The sequence below is a fragment of the Streptomyces fuscichromogenes genome (assembly GCF_014645815.1).
In the GTDB taxonomy this organism is placed as follows: Bacteria; Actinomycetota; Actinomycetes; order Streptomycetales; family Streptomycetaceae; genus Streptomyces; species Streptomyces fuscichromogenes.
Genome location: NZ_BMML01000003.1, coordinates 104,212 through 121,037 on the forward strand (window position 1 = coordinate 104,212; position 16,826 = coordinate 121,037).

Below are 16,826 nucleotides of genomic sequence, written 5' to 3' on the forward strand. Positions count from 1 at the left end.
CACCCCGCCGGGCCCGGCCCCCGCACGGCCGGGCCCCCACCCCTCGATTGGGAACACCATGCTGGACCTCACCCCCGACGAACTGCTCGGCCGGGCCAAGGCCCTCGACCTGCCCGCACAGCACCACATCGACGGCACCGACGAGCCGGGCGGCGGAGCGGCCTTCGCCGTCGTCTCACCCCGGGACGGACAGCTCCTCACCCAGGTCGCCGACGCCGGTCAGGCCGAGGTCGACCACGCCGTGGCCGCCGCCCGCCGCGCCTTCGACTCCGGACCCTGGCCCCGCCTGGCACCCGCCGAGCGCGGCCGGATCCTGCTGCGCATGGCCGAACTCCTCGAAGCGCACCGCGAGGAACTCGCCCTCACCATCACCCTGGAGACGGGCAAGCCGATCACCGAGGCGTACGCCATCGAACTGCGCGCCGCGATCACCACCTTCCGCTGGTACGGACAGCTGGCCGACAAGCTCACCGACGAGTCCCCGCACACCGCCTCCGACGCCCTCGCCCTGGTCACCCGTGAACCGACCGGCGTCGTCGGCGCGGTCGTCCCCTGGAACTTCCCCCTCACCCTGGCCGGCTGGAAGGTGGCCCCGGCGCTCGCGGCCGGCTGCACGGTCGTCCTGAAGCCCTCCGAGTCCTCCCCGCTCTCCGCCCTGCTCCTCGGCCGGATCGGCACCGAGGCAGGCCTGCCGCCCGGCGTCCTCAACGTCGTCACCGGCGACGGCCCGACGGCCGGGCGGGCGATCGGCCTCCACCCCGACGTCGACGTACTGGCCTTCACCGGCTCCACCGCCGTCGGCCGCCACTTCCTGCGCTACTCCGCCGACTCCAACCTCAAGCGGGTCTGGCTGGAGCTGGGCGGCAAGTCGCCCAACATCATCCTCCCGGACGCCCCCGACCTGGACCGGGCCGCAGCCACCGCCGCCTGGGGGATCTTCTTCAACCAGGGCGAGATGTGCACCGCGCCCTCCCGGCTCCTGGTCCACTCCTCGATCGCAGAGCGCGTCACGGACGCCGTCGTCCGCCGCGCCGAGGAACTCCGCATCGGCGACCCGCTCGACCCGGCGACCGAGATGGGCGCACTGGTCGGGGAGGCCCACCTGGAGCGCGTGCGGGGGCACATCGCCACCGGGCGTGAGCAGGGTGCCCGGCTGCGCACCGGCGGCGAACGCGCCCTGCCCGAGAGTGGCGGCAGCTATCTGCAGCCGACCGTCTTCGACCGGGTCGACCCCGGCATGCGGCTGGCCCGCGAGGAGATCTTCGGCCCGGTGCTGTCCGTCCTCGCCTTCGACGACCTTCAGGAGGCGGTCCGGCTCGCCAACGCCACCGAGTACGGGCTCGCGGCCGGCCTGTGGACCTCCGACCTGTCCACCGCGCACCAGGTCTCCCGCGCCCTGAAGGCCGGCACCGTCTGGGTGAACTGCTACGAGGAGGGCGACCTGACCGTGCCCTTCGGCGGGATGAAGCAGTCCGGCAACGGGCGGGACAAGTCCGCGCACGCGATCGACAAGTACACCGAACTCAAGACGACCTGGATCCAGCTGTGACCCGTGCGCCCCGTCCGCTCATCGCCGTGCCCGCCCGGTTCTCCGCCACCACCTCGGCGCTGCGCTTCGCCGCCGAGGTCAACGCCCGTGCCCTGATCGAGGCCGTCTGGCGGGCCGGCGGCGAACCCGCGAGCATCCACCCCGCCGACACCGACGTGCCCGGTCGGCTCGCCCGCTTCGACGGCGTGCTGCTGCCCGGCGGCGGCGACCTCGCCCCGTACCGCTACGGAGCGACGCAGACCCATGACACCGTCTACGACGTCGACGACCTCCAGGACACCTTCGACCTCCGGGTCGCCCGCCACGCACTGGAGTCCGGGCTGCCGCTGCTGGCGATCTGCCGTGGGCTGCAGGCCGTGAACGTGGCGCTGGGCGGCACGCTGGAGCAGGACATGGGCGGTCCGGACCGCACCCACCGGCACCTGCGTCATCCGGTGACCGTCCGTCCCGGCTCGCACGTCGAACAGGCGGTGGGGGAGGCGAAGGTTGACGCCTCCTGCTACCACCACCAGCGTGTGGACCGCCTCGGCAGCGGCCTCACCGTCACCGCCGGCGCGGCGGACGGCACCGTCGAGGGTCTCGAACTGACCGGCGCCCGGGGCTGGTTCACCGCCGTGCAGTGGCACCCGGAGGACACCGCGCACGAAGACCCGGCGCAGCAGCGCCTGTTCGACGCGTTCGTAAGGGCGGCGGCCTGAAGGCGGGCCTGGCCGGTCCCCTTCGGGAGGCCTGGTCAGGCCTTCGCGCGCCGCCCGCTGCGGCGCGGTGCGGGTTCGGCGCCGTCGAGCAGCTCCCGGCGCCGCTCCTCGCCGTGGTCCTCGACCTGGAGCACCACCCGCCGCAGCAGATCCGCGAGGGTCCGGCACTCGTCGTCGCTGAGCCCGGAGGTCACGAAGGCCTCCTCCTCGTTGAAGGCCGGGAACACCCGCTGCATCAGCTCCTCGCCCTTGTCGGTGAGGCTGAGCAGGACCAGGCGGCCGTCGCCCGGATGCCCGGCGCGGCCGAGCAGCCCGCGCGACTCCAGGGTGCGGGCCACCCCGGTGAGCGTGCCCTTGGAGATCCCGGCCTCCTCCGCCACATGCCGGGTCTCCGACTCGCCCCACACCCAGACGACCCACAGCACCACGAACGCGGTCCAGGTGAGGTCCGAGCCGCGCAGCACGGAGTTCTCCAGGTGCTGGCGCACGGCGGAGGCGGCCCGGTGGACGTTGGCCACGGCCGCCATCTGCTCCCGGCGGATCGGGATCCCGCCGAGCTTCGCCGAGGCGAGCTTCTCGGCTTCGGTGATGGACCGCTGACCGGGCACGGGCGACTCCTTCGCGACTTTCGTTCGGTCTCAAATTGTACGGAACGAAGTGCGCCGACCCCGGTCACGGTGACGTCGGTGGTCTCTCAGCCGGTCACCTCGTCCAGTAGCGGAGGTTGCGGAAACGGGCCTCGGCCCGGCCGGAGCCGTGGTTGTAGACACCGTTCTTGAAGTAGCGGGTGGCCGGGCCCCGGTCGTCCACGGTCAGGACCAGGGAGTCGTCGAAGTAGACCTTGAGGGTCCCGGTCCCGGTGCTCGCCTGGTGGGCGATCTTCACGTTGAACCAGGTGTCGTACGCGTCCGTCCTGAGCACCGTGCCGTCGTAGCGCCGCACGGTGCCGCCGCCGGTGTCGTAGACGTCCAGCATGATGTCCGTGGCCGGGGTGCCCGAGGGATGGACGCTGCGCAGGATCTGCACGAAGGTCGCGCCGTCGGTGCCGGACGGCAGATAGACGTCGGCGTCCCACATGTGGTCGCCCGTGCTGTAGTCGACCTTCCAGCGCATCTCGGTACGCGGATCGGTGTCGCTGCCCTCCTCGAACGGCTCGTCGGTGGCGTACACCCACATGCGCTCGACGCCCCCGCTGGAGCTGTGCCGGTCGCTGAGATCGAGGTTCCAGGGTTTCTGCCAGCTGTAGCTGAACGAGGTCTGCGTCCAGCCGTCGGTCGGGGCGACGGCCGCGAAGGCGACGGCATCGGTCAGCGGGAGGGCCAGCAGGGCTCCGGTGCCGACCCGTAAGAAGGATCTCCGGTTCATCGAGTGTCCTTTCCGGTGAGGGAGTCGAGCGGGAGTGCGCGAACGCAGGCAACCTCAAGACATCGGAGGAGTCAAGGACTTGAGTCAGGGTTATTGATGTGAACCCGAAGCTCAAGCCGACGGAATGGCTCGAGTGGGCATGCTGTTGGTGATGTTGAGGCGGTTGACAGGTGCAAGTCGGGTGCCTAGGTTCCGGGATACACCCGATGTATCGAGGGTCCGTCAGGTATGGAGGACGATGATGACCTCGCACCCGGAGAACCGTTTACCGATGCCCCGCAGAGCCGTGCTCGGCACGGCGCTGGGCGGTGCGGCGGTCGCGGCCCTGCCCGGCAGCGCCCACGCGGCACCGGCGGGCGGACCGGCCGCCGCCGGGGCCGCCGCACGCCCCTGGAGACTCCGCGACACCATGACCACCGACGGCGCCTGGGACCGGTTCCTGCGCGGCCAGGACCTGCTGTGGAGCAGACTGCCGACCCTCTGGTACGAGGGGCCGTTCCTCGGCGACGGGCTGCTCGGCAGCATGGTCTACCAGGAGCCGGGCGCCAACCAGATCCGTCTCACCGTCCAGCACGGCCGGGTCCAGGACCACCGCCCGGAGTTCGGCAGTGGCTGGGGCACCGCCCGCCTGCCCGTCGGGCACCTCACCCTCGAACCGGTCGGCACCATCACCGCCGTCGACTGGCGCCTCAGCCTGTGGAACGCCGAGCTCACCGGCACCGTCACCACCAGCGCCGGCACCCTCACCCTCGCCGCCCTCATCCATGACGAGGTCCTCGCCGTCCGTGCCACGGCCGCCGGCGGCGAGCGCGTCACCTGGACCTTCCACCCCGAGGAGGCCATCAGCCCGCGCAAGATCCAGGAGTCGCCGCCCGCCGGCTACACCGCCAACCCGCCCTGGACCCAGCAGACCACGGCCGACGGCACCGAGCAGGTCCTGCAACCGCTCACCGGCGGCGGCCAGACGGCCACCTCCTACCGCCGCAACGGCGACGAACTGCTGCTGAGCGTCGGCCACAGCTTCCCCTCCGACAGCGCCGCCGAGGCCGACTCCCGGCGGAACCTGCGGAGCGCCGTGTCCTACCGCGCTCTCAGGCGCCGCCACACCCGCTGGTGGCACGCCTTCTACCGGAAGAGCTTCGTCTCGTTCCCCGACCAGCGGCTGCAGAGCTTCCACTGGATCCAGCTCTACAAGGTCGCCTCCGCCAGCCGGACCGACGGCCCCGTGATGGCCACCTCCGGCCCCTGGCTGGAGCCCACCCCCTGGCCCGCGGTCTGGTGGAACCTCAACGTCCAGCTCGAATACTGGCTGATCCATGCCTTCAACCACCCGGAACTGGACTCCCTCGCCAGCACCCTGCGCCAGAGCCAGGAACAGCTCACCGCCAACGTGCCCGCCGCCTACCGTTCGGACAGCTCCGGGATCGGCCGCAGCTCCGACATGTTCGCCGACCGCGAGGTGGGACGTCCGGGCACCGGCGCCGAGACCGGCGACCTCACCTGGGCCCTGCACAACGTGTGGCTCTCCTACCGCCACTCCATGGACAGGTCCCTGCTCCGCGACACGATCTACCCGCTGCTGCGCCGCACGATCAACTACTACTGGCACTTCCTCACCCCGGGCAGCGACGGCAGGCTGCACCTGCCCAGCACCCTCTCGCCCGAGTACCCGGTCGTCCCGCCGCAGGACACCAACTACGACCTGGCCCTGATCCGCTGGGGCTGCCAGACCCTCCTCGACTCCGCCGAACTGCTCGGCATCGACGACGAGTTGAAGCCCCGCTGGCAGGAGATCCTGGCAAAGCTCACCCCGTACCCGGTCGACGCCAACGGCTTCATGATCGGCGCCGACACCCCGTACGACCAGTCCCACCGCCACTACTCGCACCTGCTGATGGTGTACCCGCTGTACCTCGTCAACTGGGACCAGCCCGAGAACCGCGACCTGATCACGAAGTCCGTGGTGCGCTGGCACGCGCTGACCGGAGCCCACCGCGGCTACAGCTACACCGGGGCCGCCTCGATGTACGCGATGACCGGCGACGGCGACACGGCCATCGGATACCTGCGGAAGTTCTTCGACCCCACGACCCGCTATCCCTGCCGGGCCAACACCCACTACACCGAGGCCGGTCCGGTCATCGAGACCCCGCTGTCCGCCTCGCAGTCCCTGCACGACATGTTCTGCCAGAGCTGGGGCGGGATCATCCGGGTCTTCCCGGCCGTCCCGACCGCCTGGGCGGACCTCACCCTGCACGACTTCCGCACCCAGGGCGCCTTCCTGGTCAGCGCGGTGCGCAAGGCGGGCAGCACCCGGTTCATCCGGATCCGCAGCCTGGCCGGCGAGCCGCTCAAACTCCGGCACGGCCTGACCGGCCGGCTCACCGTCCTGCTCGACGACGGCACCCCGGCCCGCACCCACGACCTCGGCGACGGCACCCTCGCCATCGACCTGCCCCGCGGCCGCGAGGTCCTCGTGCACTCCGGCTCCCGCCCCGACCTCGTCATCGCCCCCGTCGCCGTCAGCGAACCGGGCGCGGCGTGGGGACTGCCGTAACCACCGACCGGAAGGCAGGGTTCTCATGGAAGTTCCCCTCACCAGAACCATGGCCGCCGCGCTCTGTACCGGGCTGGCGGCCACCCTCCTCGCGACCGCGACCGGGCCCGCACGGTCCGAGCCGCGGCAGCCGGACACCTGGACAGTGGCCGAGGCGGCGCACGCGCCCCGCGCCCGGATAGCCCTCGACGACACCACCGGCAGCCTCAGCCTCACGGTCTCCCGGGCCGGCCGTACCGTCATCGCACCGTCGCCCGTCGGCATCGTCACCCAACAGGCCGACTTCTCCCAGGGGTTGCGCTTCCTGCACCGCAAGGACCGTACGGTCGAGGAGCGTTACCGGGCGAAGTCAGGCAAGCGCCTGGACCGCCGGGTGCGGATGAACGAGACCCGGCTCTCCTTCGCCACCGTCGCCGGTGCCCGGCTCGACCTCGTCGTGCGCGCCGCCGCCGACGGCATCGCCTACCGGTACGTGCTGCCCGCCGGGTACGGCGACGTCCTCGGCGAGAGCTCCGCGTTCAACCTGCCGGCGGACGCGGATGCCTGGCTCAGCACCTACCGGGTCGACAACGAGGGCCAGTTCAACCAGTACACCGCCGCGACCGCCCCGACCGGCGAGTACTCGGACCAGGCCCTGTTCGCCACCGACGGCGGCTACACCCTGCTCGCCGAGTCCGACCTCACCGGCAGCTACTCCGGCGCCCGGCTCGCGCACACCCAGGGCACCGGCAGCTACCGCGTGAAGCTCGCCGACAGCCAGGTGCACACCGACGGCCCGCTCGCCACCCCCTGGCGGGCCATGATCACCGGCGACCTGGCCACCGTCACCGGATCCACCTTCACCGACGACCTCGCCCCGGCCTCCAAGGTCGCCGACACCTCCTGGATCCGCCCCGGCACCGTGCTGTGGACCTGGCTGGCCGGCGGCCGCACCGCAGGGCAGAGCCTCGACGCGCAGAAGGCGTACGTCGACTACGCGGCCGCACACCACTGGCCCTACGAGGCCGTCGACTCCGGCTGGTACTTCAAGAAGGACGAGTGGGACGTCACCGACCCCGACTGGCAGACCGACAGCTGGATGCCCGAACTCGTCGACTACGCGCGGGCGAAGGGCGTCGGGATCATCGTCTGGATCCACCAGCGTGACCTCGACACCCCCGAGGAACGGGCTCAGTGGCTACCCACGCTGGAGCGCTGGGGCGTCAAGGGAGTCAAGATCGACTTCATGAACTCCGAGGCGCAGTCCATGTTCCAGTGGTACGACACCATCCTCGCGGAGACCGCCGCCCACCACCTCATGGTCGACTTCCACGGCGCCACCCTGCCCAAGGGCATCCAGCGCACCTGGCCCCAGGTGATGAGCATGGAGGCCGTCGGCGGCGAGGAGAAGCGCACCAACACCGCCACCCACCTCACCACTTTGCCCTTCACCCGCAACGTCATCGGCTCCATGGACTTCACCCCCGGCGGCTTCCAGCGCGTCGGCCTGCGCCCCGACTCCGACGCGGCCGAGGTCGGACTCACCGTCGCCTACGAGTCGGGGCTCCAGATGTTCGCGGGCACCCCGGAGTCGTACGACGCACGGCCGCTCGCCCGGGACTTCATGGACCAGGAGCCCGCCGCCTGGGACGACACCCGGCTGCTGGCCGGCAGCCCCGGACAGGAAGCCGTCCTCGCCCGCCGCAGCGGGGACCGCTGGTTCCTCGGCGGGGTCTACGCCGGAGCCGCCCGCACCGCCACCGTGCCCCTGACCATCGGCCCGGGCCGCTGGCTGGTGGAGACGATCCGGGACGGCGCCGACGGCCTCGTCCAGGACCGGCAAGTGCTCCGCGGTGGCGACGAGTTGAGTGTCGACGTCGTCGCCAACGGCGGCTTCGCCGCGATCGCCTGCCGCTGGCACCCGGGCGTCACCACCTGCTACCGCTGAGCGCGCAGCGCCCTACCGTCGAGCGCGCACCGCCGCCCGGCGGGCACCGAGCAACAGCTTGAGGGTGCCCGCCGTGGACGGTGCCGCCGAACCCCGCAGCACCCCCGTGCCGCGGGCCAGTACCGCCTCGGCGGTCATCAGCTCGATCTCGATGAGGGCGTGCACCATCGGCCGGTGCGCCGCCGGCATCAGAGCCAACACCTCCCGCCCCGACCGCAGATCGGTCCGGGCCGTCTCGACCTCGTGCTCCACGAGGGAACGCAGCCCCTCGGAGGCCCGGCCCGCTTCGAGGTCCTCGACCGTGACCGAGAAGCGCTTCAGCGTCTCCGCCGGGATCCCTGGATGCCCCTCCCGCAGGTCCTCGGCCAGGTCGTTGACGAAGTCCAGCCGCTGGCTGCCGTCGATGAGCGTGCGGCAACCCGCCCGGAACCGCCCGTCGGTGTCGCTCTCGGGCCCCAGCAGCCCGGCGATCGGCAGAAAGGCGGGCAGCGAGTAGGCGTCCACATAGGCCTGGTAGTCGGCCTCCGTCGCGAAGCCGTCGAACCCCAACTCGACCGCGGCCGTGGTCAGAAACGCCTCGACGGCCTCCCGGTGCCGCGGAAACGCGGAGACCGTGTGCAGCAGGGTCCGGATCAGCGGATCGTCACTGGAGCCGGTCTCCAGCGCGGTGCGCACCCGCCGCTCCCAGGCGGCCCAGGCCGCCGCCCGCTCCGGCTTCGGACCGCTGTCCAGGAGTTCGTCCCCGTGGTGCATCACGGCCGTCGCGGCGACCACATGCGGCAGCACGGCAGGCGGCAGCAGCACCCGGCAGGCCAGGTAGGCGCTGCGCCGGTACTGCCGCACCCGCCGCCGCTGGATGCCGTAGTCCCGGCGCGTTTCCGGCTCCGTGATGCCCGCCGCGGTCAGGGTCTTGTTCCACGTGCTCACAAGATGATCGTAGAGGCACCCGCGTTCGGCGGAGCCCGACCGCCGAGGAGGCTCAGGAAAGGGACGTGAGGAAGTCGAGAAGCGCCGCGTTCACCTCGTCGGGCCGCTCCTGCTGGGTCCAGTGCCCGCAGCCCGCCAGCCTGAGGGGCTCGCGCACCAGGTTGGGCATCAGGGCCGGGAGGCGCTCGATGAGTTCGGGCGTGCCGGGGAACGCCGGGACCAGGTCGCGGTCGCCGTAGACGTACAGCGCGGGCGGGGTGACTACGGCGCCCTGCCAGGGTGCGCTCAGTTCCCAGTTGCGATCGAGATTGCGGTACCAGTTGAGGGCCCCGGTGAAGCCGTGCGCGAAACTCTCGGTCAGCGCGTCCAGGTCCGCCTCGGTGAACCACTGCGGCAGCTTCTCCGGATCCGGCATGTCCGCGAGCCAGCCGCGCTCGGGGTCGACCAGCGGCTGCCTGATCTCACCGGTGCCGGCACCCTCCGCGGACGCCATGGTGAAGAACTTCCGCAGCGCGGTGCGCGGGTCACGGCCGAACTCGGCGTCGGCGACACCCGGACGGTCGAAGTAGTTCCAGTAGAAGTGGCCGCCGAACCTCCTGTCCATCGTCCGCAACGGCGGCTGCTCCCCGCGGAACGGCGGCGGCACGCTCAGCCCGGCCACACCGCGCACCAGGTCGGGCCGGAACAGCGCGGTGTGCCAGGCCACCGGCGCGCCCCAGTCGTGCCCGACGACGAACGCCGTCTCCTCGCCCAGCTCCCGGATCAGTGCGACGACATCGCCGACCAGGTGGAAGATGCTGTACGCCTCGACGTCCGCGGGATGATCGCTGCTGCCGTACCCGCGCTGGTCGGGGGCGACCACATGGAAACCGGCCGCGGCCAGCGGGCCGAACTGGTGCTGCCAGGAGTGCCAGGACTCGGGGAAGCCGTGCAGCAGCACGACCAGCGGGCCGGAACCCTCCTCGGCGATGTGCAGCCGGATCCCGTTCACGTCGACCATTCGATGCTGAACCATGTGCACGAGCGTACGCGTGACGATCTTCGGCTACCCGTCCTGCCCGGCCCCGGCCCCGGCCCCGGGCGCGGGCGCGGCGTCCGGAGCCGGCGGCGCGAGCGGCCGGTGGCCCCTTCCCGCGGCGAGGGCGGCGTCGAAGGCATGCGTGGTCTCAGGGCTGGTACCGGGCAGCAGGAAGGAACGGGCCAGCTCCTCGAAGCGCCGGTCGGTCACCGTCTGCCGGGTGTGGTGCTGGGCGAGGTGCTCCGCCCACGACCCGACGAGGTAGTTCTCCACGAACCGGCCGGGTTCGTTGCCGTCCTCGAACAGACCCCAGGTGAGCGCCCCGGTACGGCGCCGGGAGCGGGCCACGTCCGCCATGGCGTCGGCGAAGGCCGCCCGGTGGTCGGGGGCCACGTGGTAGACGATGGAGACCAGGACCGGACCGTCGGCCGGGCCGGGCTCGTGGACCAGGGGTGGCGTCGGCCAGTGGTCGGACGGGGTCGGGTCGATCCGCGCGGCGTCGTACAGCGGCCACAGCGGGACGGTGACGGCGCTGAGCAGCAGCAGGCCTGCCGCGACGAGCAGGGCGGCCGACAGCCCCGCGCCCTGGGACAGCGCGCCCCACAGCGGGGCGGCGAGGGCCTGTCCGCCCTGGAAGACCAGCAGGTAGACGGCGAGTCCGCGGGCGCGCACCCAGCCTGGCAGCCGAATCTGGGTCGCCGCGTTGAGCGTGGACAGGACCGCGATCCAGGCCACTCCGGCGGGCAGCAGCACGACCGCGACCACCCAGGTGACGTGCACCGTGGCCAGGACGGCCAGGACCACGCCGAAGACGACGGCGCCGGCGGCCAGCACGCCGTTGGCACCGAGCAGCTTCCGCAGACGGGGCAGCAGGAAGGCGCCGCCGACCGCGCCGGAGCCGACCGCGGTCAGCAGCAGGCCGTATCCGCCGGAGCCCAGGCCGAGCGAGTCACCGGCGACCAGCGGCAGCAGCGACCACACGGCGGCGGCACCGGGTATGAACAGCGCGGTGCGCAGCAGCACTCGGCGGATGCCGGGGGCGTTCCACACATAGCGGCGGGCCGCGAGGAGAGCGGTGAGGAACCCCTCGCGCCCGGCGGGCGGCACGAATGCGCCGGCCGGGCGCCTCCACAGCAGCAGCACGGCCACGATGCCGAGGTAGGACACCGCGTTGAAGGCGAACGTCCACCCCGCGCCCGCCGCCGCGACGAGCACACCCCCCATCGCGGGTCCGATCGCGCGGGCCAGGTTCATGTTGACCGCGCCCAGCGCGGAGGCCTGGCCGAGCTGGGCGCGGCCCACGAGTTCGGGCTGGATCGCCTGCCAGGCCGGGCTCATCAGGGCGCTGCCGCAGCCCAGCAGGAACGTCAGGGCCAGCAGCGCACCGGGGGCGAGGGTGCCGGCGAAGGCCAGCACGGCGAGGACCGTCGCCACCGCGCACATGGCGACCTGGGCCACGACGAGCAGCCCGCGCCGGTCGAACCGGTCGGCGAGCACCCCGGACGGCAGCGCCAGCAGGACGACGGGCAGGCTGGACGCGGTCTGCACGAGCGTGACCAGGGCGGCTCCATGACCGAGCAGCAGCCACTGGGCGCCGACCGTCTGCATCCAGCTGCCGGTGTTGGACACGAACTGCGCGATCCACAGGGCCCGGAAGACCGGCAGCGCCAGCGGCGCCCAGGCCGCCCCGGCCTTCGGAGAGCCACCGCTGCTCGTTTCCTTCGTGGTGACCGCCATGTCTCCGCTCCGCGAGAAGTGGGTACCGGGCCGGGCGTTTCGGTCCTCGCCTTCCTGGCATTCCTACGCGGCTTTCTTACGCGCCGGAACCGCGCCGCGGCAAGCGAGGACGGTGTCCCAGCGAGGCCTTTGCCCGAACGGGCAGCCGCCGGGCCCACCGGGGCCACGTCCCGCACCGCCGCCGACCGCAGGGCCGCCGGTGGCCACGGCGGCAGGACGGGCCGCCGTGCCCTGCCGGTACTGGCGATGTTCGCCGGAGCCCTCGCCGGGGCCTTCGCCGTCCGCCACGGCCCTGCCGCTGATGCCCGTCACCCTGCTGCTCGCGGGCTGCACCCTGGACGCGTCCGTCCTGACCCGGTCCGACGCGAGCTGGACGGGACCGCTGTGACCACCGGCCGCCGGCCCTACTTCAGGCGGGCCGCCGCCCGGGTCGGCCGGCCCAGTGCCCAGAACAGGACACCGAGGAGCATGAACCCGACGAGCGGGACCAGCTCCGTCAGCAGGTACTTCCCGCGTTCGGCGTGGGTCCAGCCGTCCGGCGCGTAGTCGGCGCCGAACCAGTGGTCGCCGGCGCCCGGCGCCACCAGCTGCACGCTGGCGAAGAGGATGAGGAGGGTGAGGACGCTGCTGATCACCCACGGGAACGGGGCCCGGTACGGGCGGGGCGTGTCCGGGTACTTGCGGCGCAGGAACGGGAGCGCCGGGAAGATGCCCAGGTAGCTGACGAGGGTCGTCGACACCGCGAGGCCGAGGACCGCGCCGAAGAGCTTCGCCGCGCTGCCGTTGGTCAGCTGGTGGGCGAGGATCAGGACCCCGGTGGAGACCAGACCGCTGAGGATGTTCACCCGCACCGGGGTGCCGAACCGGCTGGAGATCACGCCGAGGAAGCGGGGCGCTGCGCCGTCGTAGCCGGAGACGGCCAGGGCGCGGTCCGAGCCCATGATCCAGGTGACGCCGGAGGACAGCACCGTGAGGATGAACATGATCCCGGCCAGGTCGCCGAGCACGGTGCCGAACCCGCTGAGCGTGGGCGTGCCGTCGGCGGCGACATGGCCGCCGTACACCGTGAAGACCTGCCGGATCGCGTCGACGAAGCCGCCGAGGCCGGTGATGGCCTTGACCGGCAGGACGAGCAGGATGCCGAGGATCGGCAGCGCGTAGAGGAGGACGGAGAGGACGGCGCTGCGGAAGATGCCGTAGGGGACGTCCTTCTGCGCGTTCGTCATCTCGTCGCCGGCCGTGTTGGGCAGCTCGAAACCGACGTAGTTGAACATCAGGACCGGTACCAGGCCGACGAATCCCGCGTAGGTCGGCGAGAAGTCGCCGATGCCGAAGCCGTGCAGGCCGTGCTGGATCCCGTACACCACGACCGTGACGGTGAACAGGCCGAGCAGCACGAACCGGCTCCAGGCGCCGATGGTCGGGATCCACTTGCCGACGTCGAAGGAGAGGATCGCGGCGAGCACGCCCACCCACACGAAGACGATGGTGAAGACGTAGAAGGCGGGGGTGCTCAGTTCCTTCCCGTCGTTGAAGAAGGTGGTGTACGCCGTGACGGCGGAGACGGCGAGGGTGCCGCCCAGCCACACCGGGTTGGTGATCCAGTACAGGAAGTTGTTGACGGCGCCGGCCAGCCGCCCGAAGGCGCGGCTGGTCCAGATGTAGGGCCCGCCCTCGTCGGGGAAGGCGGCCCCGAGTTCGGCGATCAGCAGCGCGGAGGGCACGAAGAACACCACGGCCAGCACGATCAGCCAGGTGAACGCCTCGGCACCGGACGAGGCCACGGCACCGATCGTGTCCACCCCGACGATGGTGCACAGCAGGAAGAACAGGATGTCGAAGCGGCCGAAGTGCTTGCGCAGCTTCTGCCGTTCCGCCTGGGCGTCGGCCGGGGCGTCGACCGGCTCGGGTGCGATGGGGGCAGCGGTCACCGGGAGCTCCAGCGTGCTCGGAGGAGGGGCGCGATTCGGCCATGGTCCACTGCGGCGCACAAGCACACAAGCGTTCGGGCCCAAGTCGTGACCATCGTTCTGGGCACTCACAGCCTCCGGAAATCTCCCGGAAATGCGGTGCTCCAGCGGTGGAAGCGGGGCGTCGCCCAGGTGACGGAAGCACCCCGCGGCCGACGCACACGGGCATCGGCGACAAGCCTGCACGCCTGGGGTTAACCCCCGGGTGTGCCGACCGGCATGCCGGATGGTGACGGCCGGACCCCTCCGCAAAGCTGAGCGGAGCCGCTGGACACGCGCCGTCATGGAGGCCCCGCCTTGCTCACCCGCCGTACCGCCCTGCTGTCGGCCGTCGCCGCCACCGCCCTGTCCGCCGGCTCCGCGCACACCGCGTCGGCCGCACCGCGCACGGCAGGACGGGTCCGGCTGACCCTGCCGGCGCCCAGCGGGCCGTACCCGGTGGGCACGGTCTCCCTGCGCCTCGTCGACACCGCGCGCGCCGACCCCTGGACCACCGCACAGTCGTACCGGGAGCTGATGGTCAGCGTCCGCTACCCGGCGCGGGACACCGAGGGCCACCCCCGGGCACCGCAGATGCTGCCCGGGGAGGCCGCCGGCTTCGCCGTCGTCAACAACCTCGCCGACGTGCCCGCCGACCAGGTCGACTGGGCGGCCACCCGCACCCACGCGCACCAAGGCGCCCCGGTCGACCGGGACCGGGGCCCGTACCCGGTCGTCTGCTACTCACCCGGTGCCGGCGACCCGCGCTCCCTCGGCACCACCCTCTGTGACGACCTCGCCTCCCGCGGCTACGTCGTGGTGATGCTCGACCACACCTACGACGCCACCGCCGTCCAGTTCCCCGGCGGCCGCGTCGAACGCACCGTGCTGCCCGCGGAGTACGACAAGGCCTACCCGGACGAGAAGCGCATCCGGGCCCTCCTGAAGAAGACGATGGCCGTACGGGTGGCCGACACCCGCTTCCTGCTCGACGCGCTGCCGCGCGCGCTGCCCCGGGAACTGCGCGGCACGCCGGACTGGGACCGCATCGGCATGTTCGGTCACTCCGCCGGCGGCTTCACCGCCCTCCAGGCGATGCACGACGACCGGCGGATCGCCGCGGGAGCCGACCTGGACGGCGTGATCGCCTACGTCCAGGACGACGGCGACCCCGGGCACCTCTCCACCGTCGCCGCCGACGGCCTCGACCGGCCCTTCCTGCTGATCGGCAAGGACGGCAACGATCTGAGCACGGTCCCGTCCTGGAACGCCCTGTGGCGGCACAGCCGCGGCCCGCGCGAGGGCCTGACCCTGCGCGGTGCCGAACACGCCACGTTCACCGACGAGGAGGCGATGATCCCGCAGCTCGCCCGCCGGCTCGGCCTGCCCCGCAGGACGGTCGTGAAGAACATCGGCACCATCGCCCCGGCCCGCGCGATCCCGGCCGAACGGGCCTGCCTCGCATCCTTCTTCGACCGCCGGCTGGGCGGCCGGTATGACAGCGGGCTGCCCGGCCGGGTGCCGCAGGCGCGGCCCTTCGCGCGTCGAGCGGCGCCTGCCCACCGCCGGTCGTCGGCGCCGGGGGCGTCCGCAGGCGTCAGGCCGGGAGCCAGCACAGCCCGTCCCCGGTGACCCCGAGCCGGCCGGAGGCGGACGGCGGCACGGCGGGGCCGTCCAGCGGGGCGCCGTACAGCGCCTGCTCCTTGAGGTCGTTGCCGGTGCGGAAGGTCTCGGTGACCACCCGGGTGGTCAGCAGCGGATTCGTGCGGTCGCCGGCACCTTCCAACCGGCCCACCGCGCCCTCCAGTTCGGCCGCCGCGGTGCTCCACCGCACGCCGAGCCCGCCGGCGCCGGGTGTCCCGGTGTCTCCCGACGCGACACCCCCGGCCAACTCGGCGAAGGCGGCGGCCTCGTCGACATCGACCCGGGTGATCTTCTTCGCCGACCAGAAGTACGAGTCCTCGTCCCGCTCCATGTCGTAGAAGGCGACGAGGAACTCGTAGAACACCCCGTACTCCCGGCGGTAGCGCGCCTCGAACTCGGCGAAGCCGCGCTCCTCCGGCACCCTGTCCTCCAGGGCCGCGTTCACCGCTCGGGCCGCCAACAGAGCGCCGTAGGTGGCCAGGTGGACACCCGAGGAGAGCACCGGGTCCACAAAGCACGCGGCGTCGCCGACCAGCGCCATGCCCGGGATCCACAGGGACGTCTTCCAGTAGGAGTAGTCCTTGCGCACCCGCACCCGGTCGTACGGTGGCTCGGTCGCGACCGGTACGTCCGCGAGCAGCCGGTCGACCTCGGGGCAGGCCTTGATCATGTCCTGCCAGACGGCCCGCGCGTCGCCCTGGACGGCCGCGTAGTGCTCCGGCGTGATCACGGCACCGACACTGGTCAGGTCGGAGCGCAGCGGGATGTACCAGAGCCAGCCGGCGTCGAACGCGGCGCAGAAGATGTTGCCGTCGTTCGGCGCGGGCAGCCTGCGGCCGCCCGCGAAGTAGCCGAACACGGCGAGGTTGCGGAAGAAGTCCGAGTACACCCGCGCCCCGCCCACCCGGCCGTGGATCCGGCTGGTGTTGCCGGACGCGTCGACGACGAACCGGGCGTGCGCGGTGCGCGGGGTGCCGTCCCGGCCGGTGTACTCGACACCGGACACCCGCCCGCCCTCGCCCAGCACCCGGCGCACCGGGCAGCCCTCGCGGACGTCGGCGCCCGCCCGTGCCGCGTTGCGCAGCAGGATCTCGTCGAACCGGGAACGCTCCACCTGGAAGGCGGTCGCGGTGGGATCCGGCAGCCGGGGCGTCGTCGCGAAGGAGAACTGCCAGGGCTCCGGGTCCCGGCCCCAGCGCAGGGTCCCGCCGCGCTTGAGGGTGAAACCGGCCCGCGCGACCTCGTCGGCGACACCGAGCAGGCGGCACAGGCCGTGGACCGTGGCGGGCAGCAGCGACTCGCCGATCTGGTAGCGGGGGAAGGTGTCCCGCTCCAGCAGGAGCACACGGTGCCCGCGCCGGGCCACGGCCGTCGCGGCGGTGGAACCGGCCGGGCCACCGCCGACGACGATCAGGTCGTACTCCTCGTGCCGCGCACTCATGCAGGAACTCCTCT

Annotated in this window: 13 protein-coding genes; 6 read left to right on the plus strand and 7 right to left on the minus strand. The window is 72.2% G+C overall.

The genetic code is table 11. The features are described 5' to 3' along the window. The first annotated feature begins 58 nt into the window (after positions 1–58). Positions 59–1,549, plus strand: a complete 1,491-nt coding sequence (locus IEZ11_RS07595) for an aldehyde dehydrogenase (protein ID WP_189261839.1) — start codon at positions 59–61, stop codon at positions 1,547–1,549. Continuing rightward, positions 1,546–2,247, plus strand: a complete 702-nt coding sequence (locus IEZ11_RS07600; RefSeq protein ID WP_189261840.1) for a gamma-glutamyl-gamma-aminobutyrate hydrolase family protein — start codon at positions 1,546–1,548, stop codon at positions 2,245–2,247. The genes IEZ11_RS07595 and IEZ11_RS07600 overlap by 4 nt, the downstream gene beginning before the upstream one ends. A gap of 35 nt (positions 2,248–2,282) precedes the next feature. Here the strand turns inward: IEZ11_RS07600 and IEZ11_RS07605 are convergent, their stop codons facing one another. Continuing rightward, the gene (locus tag IEZ11_RS07605; RefSeq protein ID WP_189261841.1) at positions 2,283–2,855 is read right to left on the minus strand and encodes a MarR family winged helix-turn-helix transcriptional regulator; all 573 of its coding nucleotides are present in this window, start codon (positions 2,853–2,855) and stop codon (positions 2,283–2,285) included. Positions 2,856–2,949: 94 nt separating this feature from the next. Then, entirely contained in the window at positions 2,950–3,612 is a 663-nt protein-coding gene (locus IEZ11_RS07610) for a polysaccharide lyase family 7 protein (RefSeq protein WP_189261842.1), read from the minus strand. Between the two features lie 241 nt (positions 3,613–3,853). Here IEZ11_RS07610 and IEZ11_RS07615 point away from each other — a divergent pair, with 241 nt between their 5' ends. Then, positions 3,854–6,169 carry a glycosyl hydrolase family 95 catalytic domain-containing protein gene (locus tag IEZ11_RS07615; RefSeq protein ID WP_189261843.1) on the plus strand — a complete coding sequence of 772 codons (2,316 nt, stop codon included), beginning with the start codon at positions 3,854–3,856 and terminating at the stop codon, positions 6,167–6,169. Positions 6,170–6,194: 25 nt separating this feature from the next. Continuing rightward, on the plus strand, positions 6,195–8,096 hold the full coding sequence (locus IEZ11_RS07620) for a glycoside hydrolase family 97 protein (protein WP_189261844.1): 1,902 nt from the start codon (positions 6,195–6,197) through the stop codon (positions 8,094–8,096). A 12-nt stretch (positions 8,097–8,108) separates the two neighbouring features. On the opposite strand, the gene IEZ11_RS07625 is transcribed toward IEZ11_RS07620, so the two are convergent. The 3 genes from IEZ11_RS07625 to IEZ11_RS07635 are packed head-to-tail and all read right to left on the minus strand — an operon-like array spanning position 8,109 to position 11,778. Beyond that, entirely contained in the window at positions 8,109–9,023 is a 915-nt protein-coding gene (locus IEZ11_RS07625) for a squalene/phytoene synthase family protein (protein WP_189261845.1), read from the minus strand. Between the two features lie 52 nt (positions 9,024–9,075). Continuing rightward, the gene (locus IEZ11_RS07630; RefSeq protein ID WP_189261846.1) at positions 9,076–10,038 is read right to left on the minus strand and encodes an alpha/beta fold hydrolase; all 963 of its coding nucleotides are present in this window, start codon (positions 10,036–10,038) and stop codon (positions 9,076–9,078) included. Positions 10,039–10,068: 30 nt separating this feature from the next. Beyond that, positions 10,069–11,778: an MFS transporter gene (locus IEZ11_RS07635; protein WP_189261847.1), complete on the minus strand. Its 1,710-nt coding sequence runs from the start codon at positions 11,776–11,778 to the stop codon at positions 10,069–10,071. Between the two features lie 199 nt (positions 11,779–11,977). Between IEZ11_RS07635 and IEZ11_RS07640 the strand changes: the two genes are divergently transcribed. Further along, positions 11,978–12,166, plus strand: coding sequence for a hypothetical protein (locus IEZ11_RS07640; protein ID WP_189261848.1), 189 nt, complete (start codon positions 11,978–11,980; stop codon positions 12,164–12,166). A gap of 16 nt (positions 12,167–12,182) precedes the next feature. Here the strand turns inward: IEZ11_RS07640 and IEZ11_RS07645 are convergent, their stop codons facing one another. Further along, positions 12,183–13,709, minus strand: a complete 1,527-nt coding sequence (locus IEZ11_RS07645) for an APC family permease (RefSeq protein WP_189261849.1) — start codon at positions 13,707–13,709, stop codon at positions 12,183–12,185. Positions 13,710–14,045: 336 nt separating this feature from the next. Between IEZ11_RS07645 and IEZ11_RS07650 the strand changes: the two genes are divergently transcribed. Beyond that, positions 14,046–15,359 carry an alpha/beta hydrolase family protein gene (locus tag IEZ11_RS07650; protein WP_189261850.1) on the plus strand — a complete coding sequence of 438 codons (1,314 nt, stop codon included), beginning with the start codon at positions 14,046–14,048 and terminating at the stop codon, positions 15,357–15,359. Here IEZ11_RS07650 and IEZ11_RS07655 read toward each other — a convergent pair. Continuing rightward, positions 15,325–16,812, minus strand: a complete 1,488-nt coding sequence (locus IEZ11_RS07655) for a tryptophan 7-halogenase (protein ID WP_189261851.1) — start codon at positions 16,810–16,812, stop codon at positions 15,325–15,327. The two genes, IEZ11_RS07650 and IEZ11_RS07655, sit on opposite strands and share 35 nt — an antisense overlap. Positions 16,813–16,826 lie beyond the last annotated feature (14 nt).

Excerpts from the sequence above, each read along its gene's own strand:
- IEZ11_RS07595 (WP_189261839.1), top strand. The coding sequence starts at position 59 with ATGCTGGACCTCACCCCCGACGAACTGCTCGGCCGGGCCAAGGCCCTC.
- IEZ11_RS07610 (WP_189261842.1), bottom strand. The coding sequence starts at position 3,612 with ATGAACCGGAGATCCTTCTTACGGGTCGGCACCGGAGCCCTGCTGGCC.
- IEZ11_RS07615 (WP_189261843.1), top strand. The coding sequence starts at position 3,854 with ATGACCTCGCACCCGGAGAACCGTTTACCGATGCCCCGCAGAGCCGTG.
- IEZ11_RS07620 (WP_189261844.1), top strand. The coding sequence starts at position 6,195 with ATGGAAGTTCCCCTCACCAGAACCATGGCCGCCGCGCTCTGTACCGGG.
- IEZ11_RS07630 (WP_189261846.1), bottom strand. The coding sequence starts at position 10,038 with ATGGTTCAGCATCGAATGGTCGACGTGAACGGGATCCGGCTGCACATC.
- IEZ11_RS07635 (WP_189261847.1), bottom strand. The coding sequence starts at position 11,778 with ATGGCGGTCACCACGAAGGAAACGAGCAGCGGTGGCTCTCCGAAGGCC.
- IEZ11_RS07655 (WP_189261851.1), bottom strand. The coding sequence starts at position 16,812 with ATGAGTGCGCGGCACGAGGAGTACGACCTGATCGTCGTCGGCGGTGGC.